Below are 18,598 nucleotides of genomic sequence, written 5' to 3'. Positions count from 1 at the left end.
GCTCGGAGCGGGTATTACAGCGTATGTTGGTTAGCCGGATGGACGTTCGACGAACTGCCTTCGAGGTCGCCCGGTGAGCGTGGCGGACGCTGCAGCCATCCAATCCGGCAAGGCGCAAAGCGGCGCCGCCGAAGCCATCCATGTCGAGAACCTGCATAAGAAGTTCGGCCAGTTGCACGTGCTGAAGGGCGTTTCGCTGTCGGCGCGCGACGGCGAGGTGGTCGCCATCATCGGCGGCTCCGGCTCCGGCAAGTCGACGCTGCTGCGCTGCATCAACTGCCTGGAAAATCCGACCAGCGGCATCATTCGCGTCAATGGCGAGGAGATCAAGCTCAAGGCCGACAGCCATGGCCACACCGTTCCGGCCGACCGCAGGCAGATCGAGCGGATCCGCTCGAGGCTCGGCATGGTGTTCCAGAATTTCAACCTGTGGAGCCACATGACGCTGATCGAGAACGTCATCGAGGTTCCGGTGCATGTGCTGGGCGTCAAGCGCGACGAGGCGATCRCCCAGGCCGAGAAGCTGCTCGCCCGCGTCGGGCTGGCGGACAAGCGCGACGTCTATCCGGCCTTCCTGTCCGGCGGGCAGCAGCAGCGCGCCGCGATCGYCCGGGCGCTGGCGATCAACCCGCGCGTCATGCTGTTCGACGAGCCGACCTCCGCGCTCGATCCGGAACTGGTCGGCGAAGTGCTGAAAGTGATCGGCGACCTGGCGCGCGAGGGGCGCACCATGGTGCTGGTGACGCATGAAATGAAGTTCGCCCGCGAGGTCGCGACGCATGTCGTCTATCTCTACAACGGGCTGGTCGAGGAGGAGGGTCCGCCGGAACAGCTGTTCGGCGCGCCCAAATCCGAAAGGCTCAAACAATTCCTCCGCAATGTCGGCTAGGCGCCGGCATCACGCGGAGCGAAAAACCGGGAACAACAACAAACTGGGAGTCCTGACATGAAGACTGTTCTCAAGACATTCGCGGCGGCGCTGCTTCTCGGCGTCGCGGCGATGGGTGGCGTGGCCAAGGCCGAGCAGGTCAAGATCGGCGTCGCCGCCGAGCCCTACCCGCCGTTCACCTCGCCCGACGCCACCGGCAAGTGGGTGGGCTGGGAGATCGACTTCGTCGACGCCGTCTGCGCCGAAGAGAAGCTCGACTGCGTCATCACGCCGGTCGCCTGGGACGGCATCATCCCGGCGCTGACCACCAAGAAGATCGACGCCATCGTCTCCTCGATGTCGATCACCGACGAGCGCAAGAAGACGATCGACTTCTCGGACAAGTACTACAACACCCCGACCGCGATCATCGGGCCGAAGGACCAGAAATTCGGCGCCACGCCGGACGACCTCAAGGGCAAGGTGATCGGCGTCCAGGTGTCGACCGTGCATGCCGTCTACGCCAAGAAGCACTTCACCGGCGCGCAGGAAATCAAGGAATACCAGACGCAGGACGAAGCCAACAACGATCTGGCCGCCGGCCGTATCGACGCGGTGCAGGCCGACTCGATCGCGCTCGGCGAATTCCTGAAAACCGACCAGGGCAAGGCCTGCTGCGACCTGAAGGGCATGGTGGCCCCGGACGACGAAGTGCTTGGACCGGGCGTCGGCGCCGGCATCCGCAAGGAAGACACCGCGCTCAAGGAAAAGTTCAACGCCGGCATCAAGGCGATCCGCGCCAACGGCAAATATGACGAGATCTCGAAGAAGTATTTCGACTTCGACATCTATGGCGGCGCCACACAGTCGAACTGAGCCCTCTCGCGAATGAGTGTGGGCATGGCGCCAACGCCATGCCCAACCTTGCCACGCATGCAAGTCGCTGACCCGATGATCGGCGGCTAGAGCAATTCCAGGAAAAGTGTGAGCGGTTTCCGTCCGGAATTGCGTGAGAACAAAGAGATAGAGTGGTTCGCCGTTTCCGTGAACGGTGAAACTCTCTAGCCCAGCAATCCGGGGGCGAAGCTGATCGACGCCTTTCTTCCGGCCTCCGCGGCCGGCATCATGGAACTCCTGTCACCCGTGGCGCCCGGCTGGGGCGGCACGCTGCTGGTCGGGCTGCTGCATTCGATCGAGATCGCCGTGGGCGCCACCTGCCTCGGACTCATGATCGGCACCGCCGGCGCCTTCGGCAAGCTCTATGGCGGCCCGGTGACGCGCGACCTTCTGGCCGTCTACACCACGGTGGTCCGCGCGGTGCCGGAACTGGTGCTGATCCTGCTGCTTTATTATGCCGGCACCGACCTCATCAACCAGGTGCTGACGGCGATGGGCTACAGCCGCGTCGACATCAGCGGGCTCGCGGCCGGCATTTTCGTGCTGGGTTTCGTCCAGGGCGCCTATTCGACCGAAGTCATCCGCGGCGCCATCCTCGCCATCCCGCAAGGCCAGATCGAGGCTGCCCGAGCCTACGGCATGCCGCCCGGCCTGATGCTGCGGCGTATAACGCTGCCGGCCATGCTGCCCTTCGCCATTCCCGGCCTTGCCAATCTGTGGCTGATCGCCACCAAGGACACCGCGCTGCTTGCCGTCGTCGGCTTCTTCGAACTGACGCTGGCGACGCGCCAGGCGGCCGGCGTCACCAAGGCCTATCTGCTCTTCTATCTCGCGGCCGGCGCGCTCTATCTCGCGCTCACGCTGTTCTCGAACCTGATCATCGGCCGCGTCGAGGCCTGGTCGCGGCGCGGCATGCCCTCCGTCAAGGAGGCGCGCTGATGACGGCCGAAGCCACCGCGATCAACATGGCGGCGCGCGCCTCAATCTGGCTCAAGCCGCACCGCATCGTGCTCATCCTGATCGCCTTGGCGCTGGTGCTCTGCGCAGCCTTCTTCATGCGCTGGGACTGGCTGCCGCAATATTGGGAAATGGGCCTGATAGGCATCTGGCGGGCGCTCTGGATCCTCGCCGTCACCTGCGCGCTGGGCTTTGCGCTTGCCGTGCCGCTCGGCCTCGCCCAAGCCGGCGGACCGATCTGGTTCTCGGCGCCGGCAAAGGCCTTCTGCACCATCATCCGGGGGACGCCGCTGCTCCTGCAGCTCTGGCTGCTCTATTACGGTCTCGGCTCGATCTTCCCGCAATATCCGTGGATCCGCGAATCCTGGCTGTGGCCATATCTCAGGCAGGCCTGGCCCTATGCCGTGGTGGCACTGACCTTTTCCTTCGCGGGCTATGAGGGCGAGGTGATGCGCGGCGCCTTTGCCGGCGTGCCGAGAGGCCAGCTCGAGGCCGCCCGCGCCTTCGGCATGAGCCGTTGGAAAATCTTCCGCCGCATCTGGCTGCCGCAAGCCTTCTACCGGGCGTTGCCGACGCTGACGGGCGAGACGGTGCTGCAGCTGAAGTCGACACCGCTGGTGGCGACGATCAGCGTCATCGACATCTTCGCCGTCTCCTCCAAGGTGCGCCAGGACACCTATCTGACCTACGAGCCTTTGCTGCTTCTGGCGCTGATCTATATGACCATCACGGGCATCCTGGTCTTCGTCTTCAGCCGGATCGAGGCGCGGATTCCGGTCAAAATCGGTTAGCGAATAGAGAGTAGCGAATAGCGAGTAGTTCCTTTATCTCCCCTACTCGCTATTCCCTATTCGCTACTTGCTGCAGGGCAACTCTGATGCAACTCACCCTCGACCAGGCAACAGGCCTATGCCGGATGGCGGCGCTCGGCGCCGGCGCCAATGAGGAGGCGGCACAGTCGCTGACCGCTTCCATCATCGCGGCCGAGGCCGAAGGCCTGTCGACGGTCGGGCTATCGCATTTCATCGACTATCTGGAGGCACTCGAAGCCGGCCGCATCGACGGCAATGCCGATCCGGTGATCACCAGGCCGGCGCTCGCCGTCTATCTTTCGGATGCGGGCGGCGGGCTTGCCCATACCGGTTTCGACCGCACGATCGATGACCTGGTCAAGGCGGCGAAACTGTTCGGCGTCTCGATCTTCTCGCAGAAGAACGCCTATACTTGCGGCGCGCTCGGCTATTTCACCGGGCGGCTGGCCGAACAGGGGCTGGTGTCCTTCGCCGCCACCAACGGGCCGGCGGTGCTGGCCGGCTCAGGCTCGGTCAAGCCGGTCTATTGCACCAATCCGATGTCCTTTGCCTCGCCCGCCGCCGACGGACCGCCGCTGGTCATCGACCAGTCGTCGAGCGCGACCGCCTTCGTCAACATCCGCAAGGCGGCCGAGGACGGCAAGAAGATACCCGAAGGCTGGGCGCTGGACGCCAGCGGCAACCCGACCACCGATCCGGCGGCGGCGATGAAGGGCGCGATGCTTGCCTTTGGCGGCCAGCGCGGCGCCAACATCGCCCTTATGGTCGAGGTGCTGGCCGCGGGCATTTCCGGCGCCAACTGGTCGCTCGACGCGCCATGGTTCACCGGCGGGCCGGACAGCCCCGGAACCGGCCTTTTCGTCCTGGCCATAGAGCCAAAACTGCTCGACCCGGATTTCGAGCAGCGCATGAAGGACCAGCTCGACCGGCTGCGGCGGCGCTATGGCGTGCATATTCCCGGACGCTCCCGCGCCGAGGCCGCCGAGAAGGCAAAGGCGCGCGGCATCACCACGTCCAGGGCGGTCGTGCAGCGCATTTCGGAATTCGCCGAGCGTTATTCGGCCTGATTTTTCCCGCGCGATTGAACCTTTTCCCGACCTGACGCGACGCATCCGCGGCACCCCACGCCGCGAGCCGCCTTGGTTGGCTTCGTCCGGCTCGCGGTTGGCGGCGCCGCGCCGGGCGTTCAGGGCGGGGCGGGCGTGCTTGCTTCACGCCACCTTGATACCGTCTCAGGTCAGGCCGCCTCGTTGGACCCTGCTTCGGCGTGGACACTGCCCGGAAAACCCCGCTTCGGCGGGGTTTTCTGCGTTTGTTCGTCAGCCACTCGAAATTCAATGGTTAACTTTTGTTAACTTGACTTGCCCGGAGCCGTCGGGCGTCTGCCTGTATTGCCACAAACAGGAGCTACGATGTCCGCGACCACCGACCGCGCAAATCTGATCATTCCGGCGCTTGGCCGTCTCTATTCGGCATTGCATGCCGCCGGCGAAACCCTGCTGCGCGCTGTCGCCGGCGGCTTCCTGGCCATCCACGGCTCGCAAAAGATCGTCAATCCGTTCGGCGCCACGGAGATGGTCGAGGGGCTGGGCTTCTATCCCGGCGCGTTCTGGTCGCCGCTGCTCGCCTGCACCGAATTCTTCGGCGGCATCCTGATCGCCCTCGGCCTCTTCACCCGTCCTGCCGCTTTCGCCGGCCTGATCGTGCTTCTTGTCACCGTGTGGTTCCATTGGGTGACCATGGGGGAGGGTTTTTCAGGCGCCGAAAAATCGCTGCTTTGGGCGGCGATCCTCGCCTTCTTCGTCATCCGCGGCGGCAATCGGCATTCGGTCGACGCTCGCATCGGCCGGGCTTTCTGAGCCGCCTGAACCTCGATGCGAAACAAGGCAATGGCGACCTCCGGTCGCTCTTTGCCTTTGGCGAGAAACGGATTAAGAAACGGCTTCAGCCAAGCACGCGCGCGGAGCCAATCATGACCGAAATCCTGCAGACCCCCAAGCTCGTTGTCGTCTTCGGCGGCTCGGGCTTCGTCGGTCGCCATGTCGTGCGGGCGCTCGCCAAGCGCGGCTATCGCATCCGGGTTGCCTGCCGGCGGCCCGACCTTGCCGGCCATGTGCAGCCGCTCGGCAATGTCGGCCAGATCCAGCCGGTGCAGGCCAATGTGCGCGTGCGCTGGTCGGTCGACCGCGCCGTGCAGGGCGCCGACCATGTCGTCAACCTGGTCGCCATCCTGCATGAGACCGGCCGCCAGAAATTCGGCGCCGTGCACGATTTCGGCGCGCGCGCTGTCGCCGAGGCGGCACGCTCGGTCGGCGCCGGCCTCACCCAGATCTCGGCGCTCGGCGCCGATCTCAATTCGCCTTCGGCCTACGCACGCACCAAGGCGCTCGGCGAGAAAGCAGTGTTCGAGACGGTTCCCGATGCCGTCATCTTCCGGCCGTCGATCAATTTCGGACCGGAGGACCGCTTCTTCAACCGCTTCGCCGGCATGGCGCGCCTCTCACCCGTCCTGCCTCTGATCGGCGGCGGACAGAACAAGCTGCAGCCGGTCTATGTCGGCGACGTCGCCGAAGCGATCGCGCGCTCGGTCGACGGCGAGGTCAAGGGCGGCCAGATCTACGAGCTCGGCGGCCCGCAGGTGCTGACCTTCAAGGAATGCATGGAGGAGCTGCTCGCGGTCATCGACCGCAGGCGCCTGCTGGTGCCGGTGCCGTGGTGGGTGGCGAACATCCAGGCGTCGATCCTTCAGCTGCTGCCCAATCCGCTCCTGACCAGGGACCAGGTGCTGCAGCTGCGCGAGCACAACGTGGTCTCGGACGGAGCCGCCAAGGCCGGCAGGACGCTTGCCGGGCTGGGCATCCAGCCGCAGGCGATCGCCACCATCCTGCCCAGCTATCTCTGGCGCTTCCGCGCCGCCGGCCAGTTCCAGCAGCGCCGGCCGATCGCCGACCGTTAGAAGATTCTGAGTTTTGATACATGTCGTTATCCCAGAACCGCTGCACACTTCTGGGCGACATGCATTGATTACGCCCGCCGGGAGACCTGCATCGGCAGGCCGCCCTGCGGCTGCGTGGTGAGCTTCTGCACCGGCCATGGCCGCGTCTCGGACGTCGCGTCGAAGCGGAAGCGCGACAACAGGATCGCCAGCGCGATGATCGCCTCCTGCATGGCGAAGCTGGCGCCGATGCAGACACGCGGGCCGGCGCCGAAGGGCAGGTACTGGAAGCGGTCGATCCTGTCGCGGTTTTCCGGATGGAAGCGTTCGGGCAGGAAAGCGTCCGGCCTGTCCCATAGTTTGCGGTGGCGATGCACGACCCAGGGCATCACCAGCACGGCGGCGTATTTCGGAATGTAGAGACCGTTCCAGGTCTCCGGCTCGATCGGCTCGCGGTTGATCGAGGGCGCCGGCGGGTAGAGCCGCAGCGCTTCCTCGAACGCGGCGCGGGTAAGCGGCATGGCATCCAGCCACTTCGTCGGATCGGGCTCGCGCGCCAGCACGGCGTCGATCTCCTGCTCGACCTTGTCGCGCTCCCAGGGCGCTTCGGCCAGGCAATAGATCGTCCAGCCCAGCGCCCGCGCGGTCGTCTCATGGCCGGCGCCGATGAAGGTGATGATGTTGTCCTCGACCTCGGCGCGGGTCAGCCCATCCGGCCCCTCAGCGCGCAGCAGAAGCGTGAGGAAATCCTGCGGCACGCCACCCGGATCGCGCTTCATCCGCTCTTCGCGCATCCTCACCGTGCCGGCGACGATGTCGCGGAAATAGGCCATGGTCTTGCGGCCGCGTATGCGGGTCAGGCGCGGCAGCCATTCCGGCGCGCGCAGAAGGTCGAGCGGATCGACGCGGCCCATGGTCTCGAACAGGCGGTCGATCTCCGTGGCGAAACTGCCCTGCTCGCCGGCGATCTCCCCGGAGAACAGCGTCTCGGCCAGGATGTCATAGGTGAGCAGCGTCATGTCGTGGGCGACATCGGTCGTACCGCCGGCCTCGTAGCGGGTGACGAACTCCAGCGTGCGCTTCAGCATCGGCTCGGCGAAACCGAAGATGTGGCGCGGCGTAAATACCGGCGCCATCGCCTTGCGCGATCGCTTCCAGACCTCGCCCTCGGCGGTCAGCAGCCCGTCGCGCAGGATCGGGCGCAGGATCAGCTGGCGCACCGTCGCCATCTTGTAGTTTTTGGCATTATCGATCAGCACATGGCGGATCAGACCAGGATCGTTGGCGATCACCAGCGGGCCGCCGATGCCGGTCACCGAGATCCAGGGCTCGTTGTAGGTGTGCTCGCCCCACAGCTCGAGCGGATTGCGGTAGACGATGCGCATCATCTCCAGCGTCGAAGGCGGCTTTGTGCGCGGCGTAGGCGCCGGCGGCACGAAGGGGGCGGGCTTGGTGTCCATGAAGCATGCTCCGCTGTCAGCGCCGAATGTAGTGCCCGACGAGACCGGCGTCCATGTGGCCGGACGGCAGCGCGCGGTCGCCACATGTCGCCGGAATGTGACCGACATCAGCCGGTAGCTGCTTGTTGCCGGCGGAACCTTACGTTAGTCACCAACGGATACCGCCAAGCAAGGAGTTCCCCGTGAAGCATCGTCTGGACATCATCATCGGCAGCACGCGGCCGGGACGCGCCGGGCCGATTTTCGGCGAATGGCTGGAAGGCTTCGCGCGCGAGCACGGCAAGTTCGAGCCGGTGCTGACCGACATCGCGGCGTTCAACCTGCCGATGCTCGACGAGCCGCACCATCCGCGCCTGCGTAAATACGAGAACGACCACACCAAGGCCTGGTCGAAGGCGATCGATGCCGCCGACGCCTTCGTGTTCGTCGCCCCGGAGTATAACTATTTCGTGGCGCCGGCGATCGTGAACGCGATCGACTATCTGGTCCATGAATGGCGCTACAAGCCGGCCGCGATCTTCAGCTATGGCGGCGTGTCCGGCGGCCTGCGCGCGGCGCAATCGCTGAAGCCGCTGCTCACCTCCGTCGGCGTCATGCCGATCCCCGAAGGCGTGGCGCTGCCGGCCTATGCGACGCTGCTCGACCAGGACCGCGCCTTTCACCCGAGCGAGCAGGTGCAGGGAGGCGCCAAGACCATGCTCGACGAACTGTCCCGCTGGAGCGAGGCGCTGAAGGCATTGCGGGCCGCCGCATAGGCACGGAATCCTCCTCGACTGCACTTGCGAGGCCGCGTTTCGGCGCGGCTTTCGCGATCGAATCCCCGCCTCAACAGGCCAGCATCTCGCGCCGGCGTGGAAAGACCGCTCGCCAAGCCGGCAAAATGGCCGCAAACCTTGGAAAAGCAACCGTTTGCGCCTATATCTAGGACATCAAAACGGCGCGATTCGCGGCCATTTTTCCGCGCCGGACCATCGACATCAATCAGACAGGTATTCATGAGCGACCAGACCGAAAGCGCCATTGGCGTGGAAGCCGAGTACGGCGCCGATTCCATTAAGGTTTTGAAGGGGTTGGATGCTGTCCGCAAGCGTCCGGGCATGTATATCGGCGACACCGATGACGGCTCGGGCCTGCATCACATGGTCTATGAGGTGGTGGACAACGCCATCGACGAGGCGCTGGCCGGCCACGCCGACCTCGTCTCGGTGACGCTCAACCCCGACGGTTCGGTGACAGTCATCGACAATGGCCGCGGGATTCCGACCGATATCCACCCCTCGGAGGGCGTTTCGGCGGCCGAAGTGATCATGACGCAGCTGCATGCCGGCGGCAAATTCGACCAGAACTCTTATAAGGTCTCCGGCGGCCTGCACGGCGTTGGCGTCTCGGTGGTCAACGCGCTTTCCGCCTGGCTAAGGCTCAAGATCCGCCGCAACGGCGAAATCTTCGAGATGAGCTTCACGCATGGCAATGCCGACGCGCCGCTTAAGGTCACCGGCACCTATGTGCAGGACAAGCAGCCCGGCACCTATGAGGGCCGTAGCGGCAGCGAGATCACCTTCTTCCCGTCGGCCGAGACCTTCAGCATGATCGAATTCGATTTCGGCACGCTGGAGCATCGCCTGCGCGAGCTTGCCTTCCTCAATTCCGGCGTGCGCATCATCCTGACCGACGCGCGCCATGCCGATCTCGTGCGCCATGAATTGCACTATGACGGCGGCCTGGAAGAGTTCGTCAAATATCTCGACCGGGTGAAGAAGCCGCTGATCGAGGCGCCGATCGCCATCCGCGCCGAGCGCGACGGCATCACCGTCGAAGTCGCGATGTGGTGGAACGACAGCTACCACGAGAACGTGCTGGCCTTCACCAACAACATCCCGCAGCGCGACGGCGGCACGCATCTGGCGGGCTTCCGCGCGGCGCTGACCAGGCAGATCACCGGCTATGGCGAATCGTCGGGTCAGACCAAGAAGGAAAAGGTCTCGCTGACCGGCGACGACTGCCGCGAAGGCCTGACCGCGGTGCTCTCGGTCAAGGTGCCGGACCCGAAATTCTCCTCGCAGACCAAGGACAAGCTGGTCTCCTCCGAGGTGCGTCCGGTGGTGGAGAGCCTGGTCAACGAGGCGCTGGGCACCTGGCTCGAAGAGCATCCGAGCGAAGGCAGGGTCGTGGTCGAGAAGGTGATCCAGGCGGCCGCCGCGCGCGAGGCCGCGCGCAAGGCGCGCGACATCACGCGCAAGAGCACGCTCGGCGTCACCTCGCTGCCCGGCAAGCTCGCGGACTGCCAGGAGCGCGATCCGGCGAAGTCGGAAATCTTCATCGTCGAGGGTGACTCGGCCGGTGGCTCAGCCAAGGGCGGACGCTCGCGCCAGAACCAGGCGATCCTGCCGCTGCGCGGCAAGATCCTGAACGTGGAGCGCGCCCGCTTCGACCGCATGCTCTCCTCCGACATGATCGGCACGCTGATCACCGCGCTCGGCACCTCGATCGGCAAGGACGAATTCAACGCCGACAAGCTGCGCTACCACAAGATCATCCTGATGACCGACGCCGACGTCGACGGCGCCCACATCCGCACGCTCTTGCTCACCTTCTTCTTCCGGCAGATGCCGGAGCTGATCGAACGCGGCCATCTCTACATCGCCCAGCCGCCGCTTTACAAAGTGACACGGGGCAAGAGCTCGCAATATCTCAAGGACGAGAGCGCCTATGAGGAATACCTGATCGAGTCAGGACTGGACGAGGCTTCGCTGGTGCTTGCCTCCGGCGAGGTGCGGGTCGGGCAGGACCTGCGCGCCTCCGTCGACGACGCGCTGGCGGTGCGCCAGCTGATCAACGGGCTGCATACGCGCTACAACCGCGACGTCGTCGAACAGGCCGCAATCGCCGGCGCGCTCAACGCCGACGTGCTTGCCGATCTCGGYCGCGCCACCGCGATGGCCGAGCGTGTCGCGAAGCGGCTGGACATGATCGCAGAGGAGACCGAGCGCGGCTGGACCGGACGGCTTTCGACTTCCAATGACAGCTCGGGCGGCTATGTCTTCGAGCGCACCGTGCGCGGCGTGAAGGATGTGGTGCAGCTCGATGCCGGATTGATCAATTCGGCCGATGCGCGCCAGCTCGACCGCTATGCGCCGCGGCTTTCGGAAGTCTATGGCGAACAGCCCAGCTTGCGCCGCAAGGAAGCCTCGGAGCTGCTTTCGGGGCCGTTGGCGCTGCTCAACGCGGTGTTCGCTTCCGGCCGCAAGGGCCTCACCATGCAGCGCTACAAGGGCCTCGGCGAGATGAATGCCGAGCAGCTGTGGGAAACCACGCTGGACCCGAATGTGCGCTCGCTGCTGCAAGTCAAGGTCAACGACGCGACCGACGCCGACTCGCTGTTCTCGCGACTGATGGGCGACGAGGTGGAGCCGCGGCGCGAGTTCATCCAGGACAACGCGCTGTCGGTGGCTAACCTGGATATCTGAGCGCGGCCTGGCCGACAGTTTCCGCAAATAAAAAAGCCCGCATCGAGCGGGCTTTTCTATTGCAGGAACTGGGGCTGGATCAGTGATCCATCGCCTTGACGATTTCCTCGGTCATCTTCTTGGCGTCGCCGAGCAGCATCATGGTGCCGTCCTTGTAGAACAGCGTGTTGTCGATGCCGGCATAGCCGGAGCCGAGCGAGCGCTTGACGAAGAGGCAGGTGCGGGCCTTGTCGACGTCGAGGATCGGCATGCCGTAGATCGGCGAGGACTTGTCGTCGCGCGCGGACGGGTTGGTGACGTCGTTGGCGCCGATGACATAGGCGACGTCGGCCTGCGCGAATTCGGAGTTGATGTCCTCGAGCTCGAACACTTCATCGTAAGGGACGTTCGCCTCCGCCAAAAGGACGTTCATGTGGCCGGGCATGCGGCCGGCCACCGGATGGATGGCGTATTTCACTTCGACGCCGTTGGCCTTGAGCTTGTCGGCCATCTCACGTAGCGCATGCTGCGCCTGGGCGACCGCCATGCCGTAGCCTGGCACGATGATGACCTTCTGCGCGTTCATCATCAGGTAAGCGGCGTCGTCGGCCGAGCCCTGCTTGACGGTGCGCTCGATGCCGTCGTCGCTTGCTGCCGCCGTCTCGCCCCCGAAGCCGCCGAGAATGACCGAGATGAACGAGCGGTTCATGCCCTTGCACATGATGTAGGACAGGATCGCACCCGACGAGCCGACCAGCGCGCCGGTGATGATCAGCGCCAGATTGCCGAGGGTGAAGCCAAGCGCCGCCGCCGCCCAGCCCGAGTAGGAATTCAGCATCGACACCACGACCGGCATGTCGGCGCCGCCGATCGGGATGATCAAGAGCACGCCCAGCACCAGCGAGGCGGCGACGATCAACCAGAAGATAAGCTTGGATTCGGTGGTGACCAGAAGCACGATCAGCACCACCAGGGCGACGCCGAGGACGATGTTGATGAGGTGGCGGCCGCCGATCATGATCGGCTTGCCGGACATGCGGCCGTCGAGCTTCAGAAAGGCGATGACCGAGCCGGTGAAGGTGATGGCGCCGATGGCCACGCCCAAGCTCATCTCGACCAGCGCCTGGGCATGGATGTCGCCCGCCGTGCCGATGCCGAAGCTTTCCGGTGCGTAGATCGCGGCGRCCGCGACCATGACCGCGGCGAAGCCGACGAGCGAGTGGAAGGCGGCGACGAGCTGCGGCATCGAGGTCATGGCGATGCGGCGCGCGGTGACCGCGCCGATGCCGCCGCCGATGGCGAGACCGAGCACGATCAGGCCGAAGCGGCCGGCCGACGGGGTTGCCAGCGCCAGYGTGGTGACGATGGCGATGCCCATGCCGATCATGCCGTAGAGATTGCCCTGGCGGCTGGTGGTCGGATGCGATAGGCCGCGCAGCGCCAGGATGAACAGGATGCCGGAGACGAGATAGAGGAAGGAAGCGAGATTGACGGTCACGTCACTTTTCCTTCTTCTTGTACATGGCAAGCATGCGCTGGGTGACCAGGAAGCCGCCGAAGATATTGACCGAGACCAGCACCAGCGCGACGAAGCCGAAGCCCGCCGCAAGGCCGGAAGCCGCGATGCCGACCGCGAGCAGCGCGCCGACGACGATCACGGAAGAGATTGCATTGGTGACGGCCATCAGCGGTGTGTGCAGCGCCGGCGTCACCGACCAGACGACATAATAGCCGACGAAGATCGCCAGCACGAAGATGGCGAAGCGGAAGACGAAGGGATCGATGGCGCCGCCCGAGAGCGCGTGCGCCGCGCCGCCAGCGGCATCGGCCGCGCCCGGCGCGTTGTTGGCGAGATCCTGAACCGCGAGCCGTACGGCGGCGGTCGCCTGATCGAGCTGATCGAGAGCTTTCTGCAAGGCGTCCATCACGCGGTCCCCTTAGGCTTGGCTGCGGACTTCTTCTTCGTAGCCGGCTTCGCGTCGGCGGCATCGGCAACCATGGTCGTCGCCGGAATGGCCGCCGGCTCGGTGCGCGGCTCTTCCGCCGCCTTGGCGAAGGCAGGATGCACGACTTGGCCAGCATCGGTCAGCATCGTCGCCTTGACCAGTTCGTCGTCGCGCTTGATGGCAAGCGTCTTGGTCGTCTTGTCGACCATGGTCTCGAGGAAGGCGTAGAGGTTCTTGGCATAGAGCAGCGAGGCGGATGCCGCGACACGACCCGGCACGTTGAGATGGCCGACGATCTTGACGCCGTTCTCGGTGGTCACGACCTTACCCGGCACCGCGCCCTCGACATTGCCGCCGCGCTCGACCGCAAGGTCGACGATCACCGAACCCGGCTTCATCGAGGCGACCATGGCCGCCGACACCAGCTTCGGCGCCGGGCGGCCGGGGATAAGCGCGGTGGTGATGACGATGTCCTGCTTGGCGATGTGCTCGGCAGTCAGCGCCGCCTGCTTGGCCTGATATTCCTTCGACATCTCCTTGGCGTAGCCGCCGGCCGTCTCGGCGGCCTTGAACTCCTCGTCCTCGACCGCCAGGAACTTGGCGCCGAGCGACTGCACCTGCTCTTTCACCGCCGGGCGCACGTCGGTGGCGGTGACGATCGCGCCGAGGCGGCGCGCGGTGGCGATCGCCTGCAGGCCGGCGACGCCGACGCCCATGATGAAGGTCTTGGCGGCCGGCACCGTGCCCGCGGCGGTCATCATCATCGGCAGCGCGCGGTCATATTCGCCCGCCGCGTCGATCACGGCCTGGTAGCCAGCGAGATTGGCTTGCGACGACAGCACGTCCATGACCTGCGCGCGGGTGATGCGCGGCATGAACTCCATGGAAAAGGCGGTGATCCCGGCCTTGGCCATCGCCGCCACCGCCGCATCGTTGCCATAGGGGTCCATGATAGCGATGACGGCGGCGCCCGACTTGTAGCCCTTCAGCTCCGCATCCGTCGGACGGCGCACTTTCAGCACGACATCTGCCTTTTTGGCGTCGACCGCCGTCCCGATCGCGCCGCCGGCAGCGGTGAAGTCCTGGTCGGGGATGCGGGAGCCGAGGCCGGCGCCCTTCTCGACGATCACGTCGAAGCCTAGACCCGCCAGACGCTTGACCGTCTCGGGCGAGGCCGCGACGCGCGGCTCGTTCGGGTCAACCTCACGAGGGATGAATACGATTTGTCCCACCGGATGATCCTTTCGGCTGGAACCTTGATTGCGCAAAGCGTCAGCCGGGACGTCCGGTGACGTCAAGTGCAATTGGCTTGGGAAATCTACCGCAGAATGAGGGCGCCGATGGCCATGATCAGGATGAACAGGATGGTCCCCGAGAAGAAGCCGCCGACGAAGAAGCCGAAGGCCATCGCAATAAGAATGGCGGCACACACCAGCGAGCCGTATTTGGCCAGGCCGAGAAAGGCCTTGTAGGTACGCTCGTGCTCGGCATAGTCCATCTGCGCGCCAAGCTCGACAGGACCGGTCGGCGAGTGATCTGCCATGGAAGTACCCCTTCGAAAATGCCTGTGAGGCACATAGCGAAAAGCCGAACCAAGAGCAATGGCGCTATTGCCGCACGGCCTGCGACAACAGCCTCAAACGAAAGTTGAAATTGAACGCCATGCCTTCGTCCGCGCCGCGAGGGGGGATTTCAGCCGGCGAGATGGGGAAAAAGGCCGAGCAGGCCGACGACGATCAGGTAAAGCGCGACGATGTAGTTGAGGAGCCGCGGCATCACCAGGATCAGCACGCCGGCGATCAGCGAGATCAGCGGCGTCAGCGCGAGCGAGTGGATGGTCATGCGGAGATCCTCTTCGCGTTGCTCCAAGGTCATTCGACCACCTCAACGCGAATGGCGTGAAAAAGCTCCGCCGGCCCAGCGAAGCGTCAGGCCGCCTCGTGATAATATTTGGCCGTCGGCAGGATGGTCAGCGGCGCAAGCTCCCCGGCACTGGGCACCTCGAACAGCATGCGCTGCTCCATCGGCGTGGAGCGGAAGAAGGGGAAGCGCGAGAAAGACCGCTGACGGATGGCCGCGACATTGGCGCGATAAAGCACTACCTGGTAGTTTAGCCCCGGATAATCACGTATCTCACCGATCTGCTCGGAGCAATAGATGCGGCGGTAAAAGCCGGCATGCTCAGGCCGAATGGTCGAAAGACAATAGGGCGCTTCAAAATAGAAGCAGGCCATGCCGGCGAGCCTCAGCGTCAGATAGGGAATCAGCGGATAAACACGCGACCATTCCGGGTCGGCCGCAAAACGGCTCGGGTCAACGAAATGCGCACCCGCCGCCAGCATCGGACGCAGTATGTCGCCGTACACCATCGTCGATGGTGACTGCGGCGTAGCGCTGCTGGCGTGATGTATACGCAGCGTGCTGACCAGCGTGCCGTCGATATAGATGCCGAACTTGGAACAATTGGCCGCTTCGTCGAGATCATCATGGACGATGTGGCTGGGATTTTCCGGAACCATATCGCTCAGGCGGTAGGACTTATAGCGTAACCTGTAGATATCCTCGAGATCTTCGCCCTTGTCGCATCGGCGATACTCGGTGCGCTCCAGCATTTCGTATACGTGGCGAGCGAAATTCGACGCGTGATCTGGCGCATCTACTCCATCCGCGCCCGCCCTTTGACGAAGCGCCATCAACTGCGCACTCATTTACTGACCTCGTAACCAGCCGCATCGCAACCGTACGTCAAGGCCACCAGATGTAAAGATGAAAATCGGATCGAGGTTGTTTACCGAGCGTTAAGGTTAATAATCGGTAAAATTGTACTAAAAAGCCGCACGTGGCGGGCAGAATTTAACGCCGAGCCGCCTTCTCCACTGTCTTGATTTCCTCGGCGAAGGGCCAGACGGTGTTTGACATCGTCTCGATACCAGAGGCAGTCAGCGCCGAACCGAACAAGAAGCCTTGTACCAGATCCGGGTTGACCTCCAGCGCAAGGATCTTGAGTTGCTCAAAGGTCTCCACGCCTTCGACAGTCACTGACAGGCCAAGTGGCCGGGACATATTGATGATGCCTCGCAACAGCTCCAGAGAGCGGCGGTTCTGGGTGACGTCCATCAGGAACGAGCGGTCGATCTTAATCTTGTCGAGCGGCAGCTTGTGAAGATAGCTGAGGCTCGAATAGCCGGTGCCAAAGTCGTCGAGCGCTATGCGCACGCCGAGTTGCTTCAATTCCTCGAGATATTGCCTGGTCAGCGACTTGTCATCGAGCAGCGCGGTCTCGGTGACCTCGATTTCGAGGCGTCCCGGCGCAAGTCCCGATGCCGCCAGCGCTTCGCGTACCTTCTGGACCACGTCACGGTTGCGGAAATCCTTTGCCGAGAGATTGACAGAAACGCTGGTCTGCGCCGGCCATTTGGCGCACTCCGCGCAGGCCGCATGCAGCACGAAAGTGCTGATGTCGGAGATGATGCCCATCTCCTCGGCCAACGGAATGAAAATACTGGGTGAGATCGGACCGAGATCGGGATGGTCCCAACGACAGAGCGCCTCGCAACTGGCGATGCGCATGGTGCTGACGGCCACGATGGGCTGATAGACCACGCGCAAATCCCTGGCCTGCACCGCATTGCGCAGATCGGCCTTCATCAGCTGACGATTGCGGAAAGCGGCATCCATGGCCGCCTCGAACAGCCGCCAGCTGTTCTTGCCGAGCTCCTTGGCCTTGTAGAGGGCAAGGTCAGCCTTGACGATCATGGCGTCCGCGTCGGTGTCCCTGACCTTGGAAAGCACCGCGCCGCCGCTGGCCTGGATGCGCAAGCCGTGGCCGGCGACGTCCACCTCGCCCTGCAGGTCCGCGAAGATCTGGTCAAGCAGGGTGCTGAGGTGGCTCTCGTCCTCGACGCGGTCGAAGAAGACCATGAACTCGTCGCCGCCGAAGCGGCTGACGGTGATGCCGGGTCCGGCAATCGCGGCGAGGCGCTCGGCCACGGCATAGATCAACCCGTCGCCGACCGGATGACCGAGCGTGTCGTTGACGCTCTTGAAGTCGTCGAGATCGAGCACCGCGAGGCCGCAGAGCCGGTCCTGGTCGCCGGAGGCCATGGCCTCGCCGACCAGCTCGTGGAAATAGGCGCGGTTGGGCAGGCCGGTCAGATTGTCGTAGCGCGCCATGAAGCGGATCTTTTCCTCCGCCTCGACGCGCGCCGTCACGTCCTCGAAAGTGATGACGCCCAGTTCCTGGCTGCCTTCGCGGGCCGAGAATTCGTAGTGCTGGCCGTTGGCGAGGGAAACCAGCACCTTGCGGTCGCGGCCTTCGCGCAGGGCGCGCGTCAGTTGCGCCTCGATGTAGCGGCAGTCTTTCGGCGCCAGCATGCCGCCGGCGACGCCGCGCATCAGAAGACCGTGGATCGACCGGCCGAGCAGCGAGTCGGCCGACTTCAGCGACATCAAATGGGCGGCCTCGGCATTGGCCACCGCGACGCGCCCATCCGGGCCGAGCATGACTAGGCCATGCGACATGGTATTGAGTGCCCGGTTGAAGCGCTGGGCGAGGCGGTTGGCCTTCTTCTCTTCCGACAAGGCCGCAAAAAGCACCTCGCGGACAAGATCCGCGAAGCGCTTGATTGCGAACAGGAACGGCACCGACAAAAGGCCGAGGATGAAATGGTAGGGGTCGGCGCGTAAGATGAAGCCCAGTGAGATCGGCCAAGTCATGGTCATGATGAAGATCATCACCATCCTGGGCGAGCCGTAGTTGCGGCCAGCGATCGAGGTGGCGGAGGCTAACGTCACACAAACGGCCGCGATTTCTGCGAAGTTGTCGTGCGCCAGATAGATGCCGACAAAGCAAAAGGCACCCAGCATGAATCCATGCATGGAACCGTAGAGAATGTAATCGTTCTCGCGGCGACGTGCCTCCTCCCAGTTCGCTGGTGACGGCGCGTTGCGGTACTTCCTGATGTTGCGCAGGCGCAGGAATGCAACTGTCAGCAGTCCAGCTGCAACAGCTATGTAGGTTGGGTCCTTTGTCTTCCAGTAGACCAGGACGACCAGCAATGTCTGCGCGAAGAAACCGATGGAAAGCGTCAGGCCGTCGCGAAACAAGGTTTCCACGAACGGGATGTAGACGTCGACCGGGATCTCGCTCTTTTTTCTCAGTTTCACGCCTGAATCCCAATCATTGGGAGCCAAGCAGTGTCATATTCGCCTTAAGAAAGCTTTAGAGAGAGCTTTCGGGCCTTCCAGCCAAGTCGATTGACGTTGCGGAAGCTGATG

Annotated in this window: 17 protein-coding genes; 9 read left to right on the top strand and 8 right to left on the bottom strand. The window is 64.0% G+C overall.

From position 1 onward, the window contains the following. Window positions 1-73: 73 nt before the first annotated feature. The 7 genes from LCM4577_RS03020 (at window position 74) to LCM4577_RS02990 (ending at window position 6,490) form a co-directional block, all read left to right on the top strand. Window positions 74-889, top strand: a complete 816-nt coding sequence (locus LCM4577_RS03020; protein WP_071069534.1) for an ABC transporter ATP-binding protein — start codon at window positions 74-76, stop codon at window positions 887-889. A gap of 57 nt (window positions 890-946) precedes the next feature. Next, a complete protein-coding gene (locus LCM4577_RS03015; RefSeq protein WP_041001086.1) occupies window positions 947-1,744 on the top strand; it encodes a transporter substrate-binding domain-containing protein in 798 nt (265 codons plus the stop codon). A 249-nt stretch (window positions 1,745-1,993) separates the two neighbouring features. Continuing rightward, window positions 1,994-2,704, top strand: coding sequence for an ABC transporter permease (locus LCM4577_RS03010; protein ID WP_116389962.1), 711 nt, complete (start codon window positions 1,994-1,996; stop codon window positions 2,702-2,704). Next, window positions 2,704-3,513 (top strand): ABC transporter permease, encoded by an 810-nt coding sequence (locus LCM4577_RS03005; RefSeq protein WP_041007213.1) that lies wholly within the window; start codon window positions 2,704-2,706, stop codon window positions 3,511-3,513. The genes LCM4577_RS03010 and LCM4577_RS03005 overlap by 1 nt, the downstream gene beginning before the upstream one ends. A gap of 86 nt (window positions 3,514-3,599) precedes the next feature. Beyond that, window positions 3,600-4,601, top strand: a complete 1,002-nt coding sequence (locus LCM4577_RS03000) for an Ldh family oxidoreductase (RefSeq protein WP_071069532.1) — start codon at window positions 3,600-3,602, stop codon at window positions 4,599-4,601. A gap of 345 nt (window positions 4,602-4,946) precedes the next feature. Continuing rightward, entirely contained in the window at window positions 4,947-5,393 is a 447-nt protein-coding gene (locus tag LCM4577_RS02995) for a DoxX family protein (protein WP_071036509.1), read from the top strand. 113 nt (window positions 5,394-5,506) lie between these two features. Continuing rightward, window positions 5,507-6,490 carry a complex I NDUFA9 subunit family protein gene (locus LCM4577_RS02990; protein WP_040988882.1) on the top strand — a complete coding sequence of 328 codons (984 nt, stop codon included), beginning with the start codon at window positions 5,507-5,509 and terminating at the stop codon, window positions 6,488-6,490. 68 nt (window positions 6,491-6,558) lie between these two features. Here the strand turns inward: LCM4577_RS02990 and LCM4577_RS02985 are convergent, their stop codons facing one another. Next, a complete protein-coding gene (locus LCM4577_RS02985; RefSeq protein ID WP_071069530.1) occupies window positions 6,559-7,929 on the bottom strand; it encodes a cytochrome P450 in 1,371 nt (456 codons plus the stop codon). 182 nt (window positions 7,930-8,111) lie between these two features. Between LCM4577_RS02985 and LCM4577_RS02980 the strand changes: the two genes are divergently transcribed. Beyond that, window positions 8,112-8,684: an NADPH-dependent FMN reductase gene (locus LCM4577_RS02980; RefSeq protein WP_071036511.1), complete on the top strand. Its 573-nt coding sequence runs from the start codon at window positions 8,112-8,114 to the stop codon at window positions 8,682-8,684. Window positions 8,685-8,924: 240 nt separating this feature from the next. Next, entirely contained in the window at window positions 8,925-11,396 is a 2,472-nt protein-coding gene (gene gyrB / locus LCM4577_RS02975; protein ID WP_041001073.1) for a DNA topoisomerase (ATP-hydrolyzing) subunit B, read from the top strand. 79 nt (window positions 11,397-11,475) lie between these two features. On the opposite strand, the gene LCM4577_RS02970 is transcribed toward gyrB, so the two are convergent. The 7 genes from LCM4577_RS02970 to LCM4577_RS02940 form a co-directional block, all read right to left on the bottom strand. Further along, window positions 11,476-12,873: an NAD(P)(+) transhydrogenase (Re/Si-specific) subunit beta gene (locus tag LCM4577_RS02970; protein ID WP_071069528.1), complete on the bottom strand. Its 1,398-nt coding sequence runs from the start codon at window positions 12,871-12,873 to the stop codon at window positions 11,476-11,478. Window position 12,874: 1 nt separating this feature from the next. Then, a complete protein-coding gene (locus LCM4577_RS02965; protein WP_041000216.1) occupies window positions 12,875-13,300 on the bottom strand; it encodes a proton-translocating transhydrogenase family protein in 426 nt (141 codons plus the stop codon). Further along, window positions 13,300-14,553 carry a Re/Si-specific NAD(P)(+) transhydrogenase subunit alpha gene (locus tag LCM4577_RS02960; RefSeq protein WP_071069526.1) on the bottom strand — a complete coding sequence of 418 codons (1,254 nt, stop codon included), beginning with the start codon at window positions 14,551-14,553 and terminating at the stop codon, window positions 13,300-13,302. The genes LCM4577_RS02965 and LCM4577_RS02960 overlap by 1 nt, the downstream gene beginning before the upstream one ends. An 86-nt stretch (window positions 14,554-14,639) precedes the next feature. Further along, window positions 14,640-14,864 carry an aa3-type cytochrome c oxidase subunit IV gene (locus LCM4577_RS02955; RefSeq protein ID WP_071036515.1) on the bottom strand — a complete coding sequence of 75 codons (225 nt, stop codon included), beginning with the start codon at window positions 14,862-14,864 and terminating at the stop codon, window positions 14,640-14,642. A 149-nt stretch (window positions 14,865-15,013) separates the two neighbouring features. Beyond that, entirely contained in the window at window positions 15,014-15,163 is a 150-nt protein-coding gene (locus tag LCM4577_RS02950; protein WP_023729728.1) for a DUF3096 domain-containing protein, read from the bottom strand. Between the two features lie 86 nt (window positions 15,164-15,249). Continuing rightward, window positions 15,250-16,029 carry an N-acyl amino acid synthase FeeM domain-containing protein gene (locus LCM4577_RS02945; RefSeq protein ID WP_040988898.1) on the bottom strand — a complete coding sequence of 260 codons (780 nt, stop codon included), beginning with the start codon at window positions 16,027-16,029 and terminating at the stop codon, window positions 15,250-15,252. 145 nt (window positions 16,030-16,174) lie between these two features. Next, window positions 16,175-18,487 (bottom strand): bifunctional diguanylate cyclase/phosphodiesterase, encoded by a 2,313-nt coding sequence (locus tag LCM4577_RS02940; RefSeq protein ID WP_041001066.1) that lies wholly within the window; start codon window positions 18,485-18,487, stop codon window positions 16,175-16,177. Window positions 18,488-18,598 lie beyond the last annotated feature (111 nt).

Source organism: Mesorhizobium sp. LCM 4577, from assembly GCF_001854795.2.
GTDB classification, from domain to species: Bacteria; Pseudomonadota; Alphaproteobacteria; order Rhizobiales; family Rhizobiaceae; genus Mesorhizobium; species Mesorhizobium plurifarium.
This window is presented reverse-complemented; position numbering and strand designations above follow the sequence as displayed.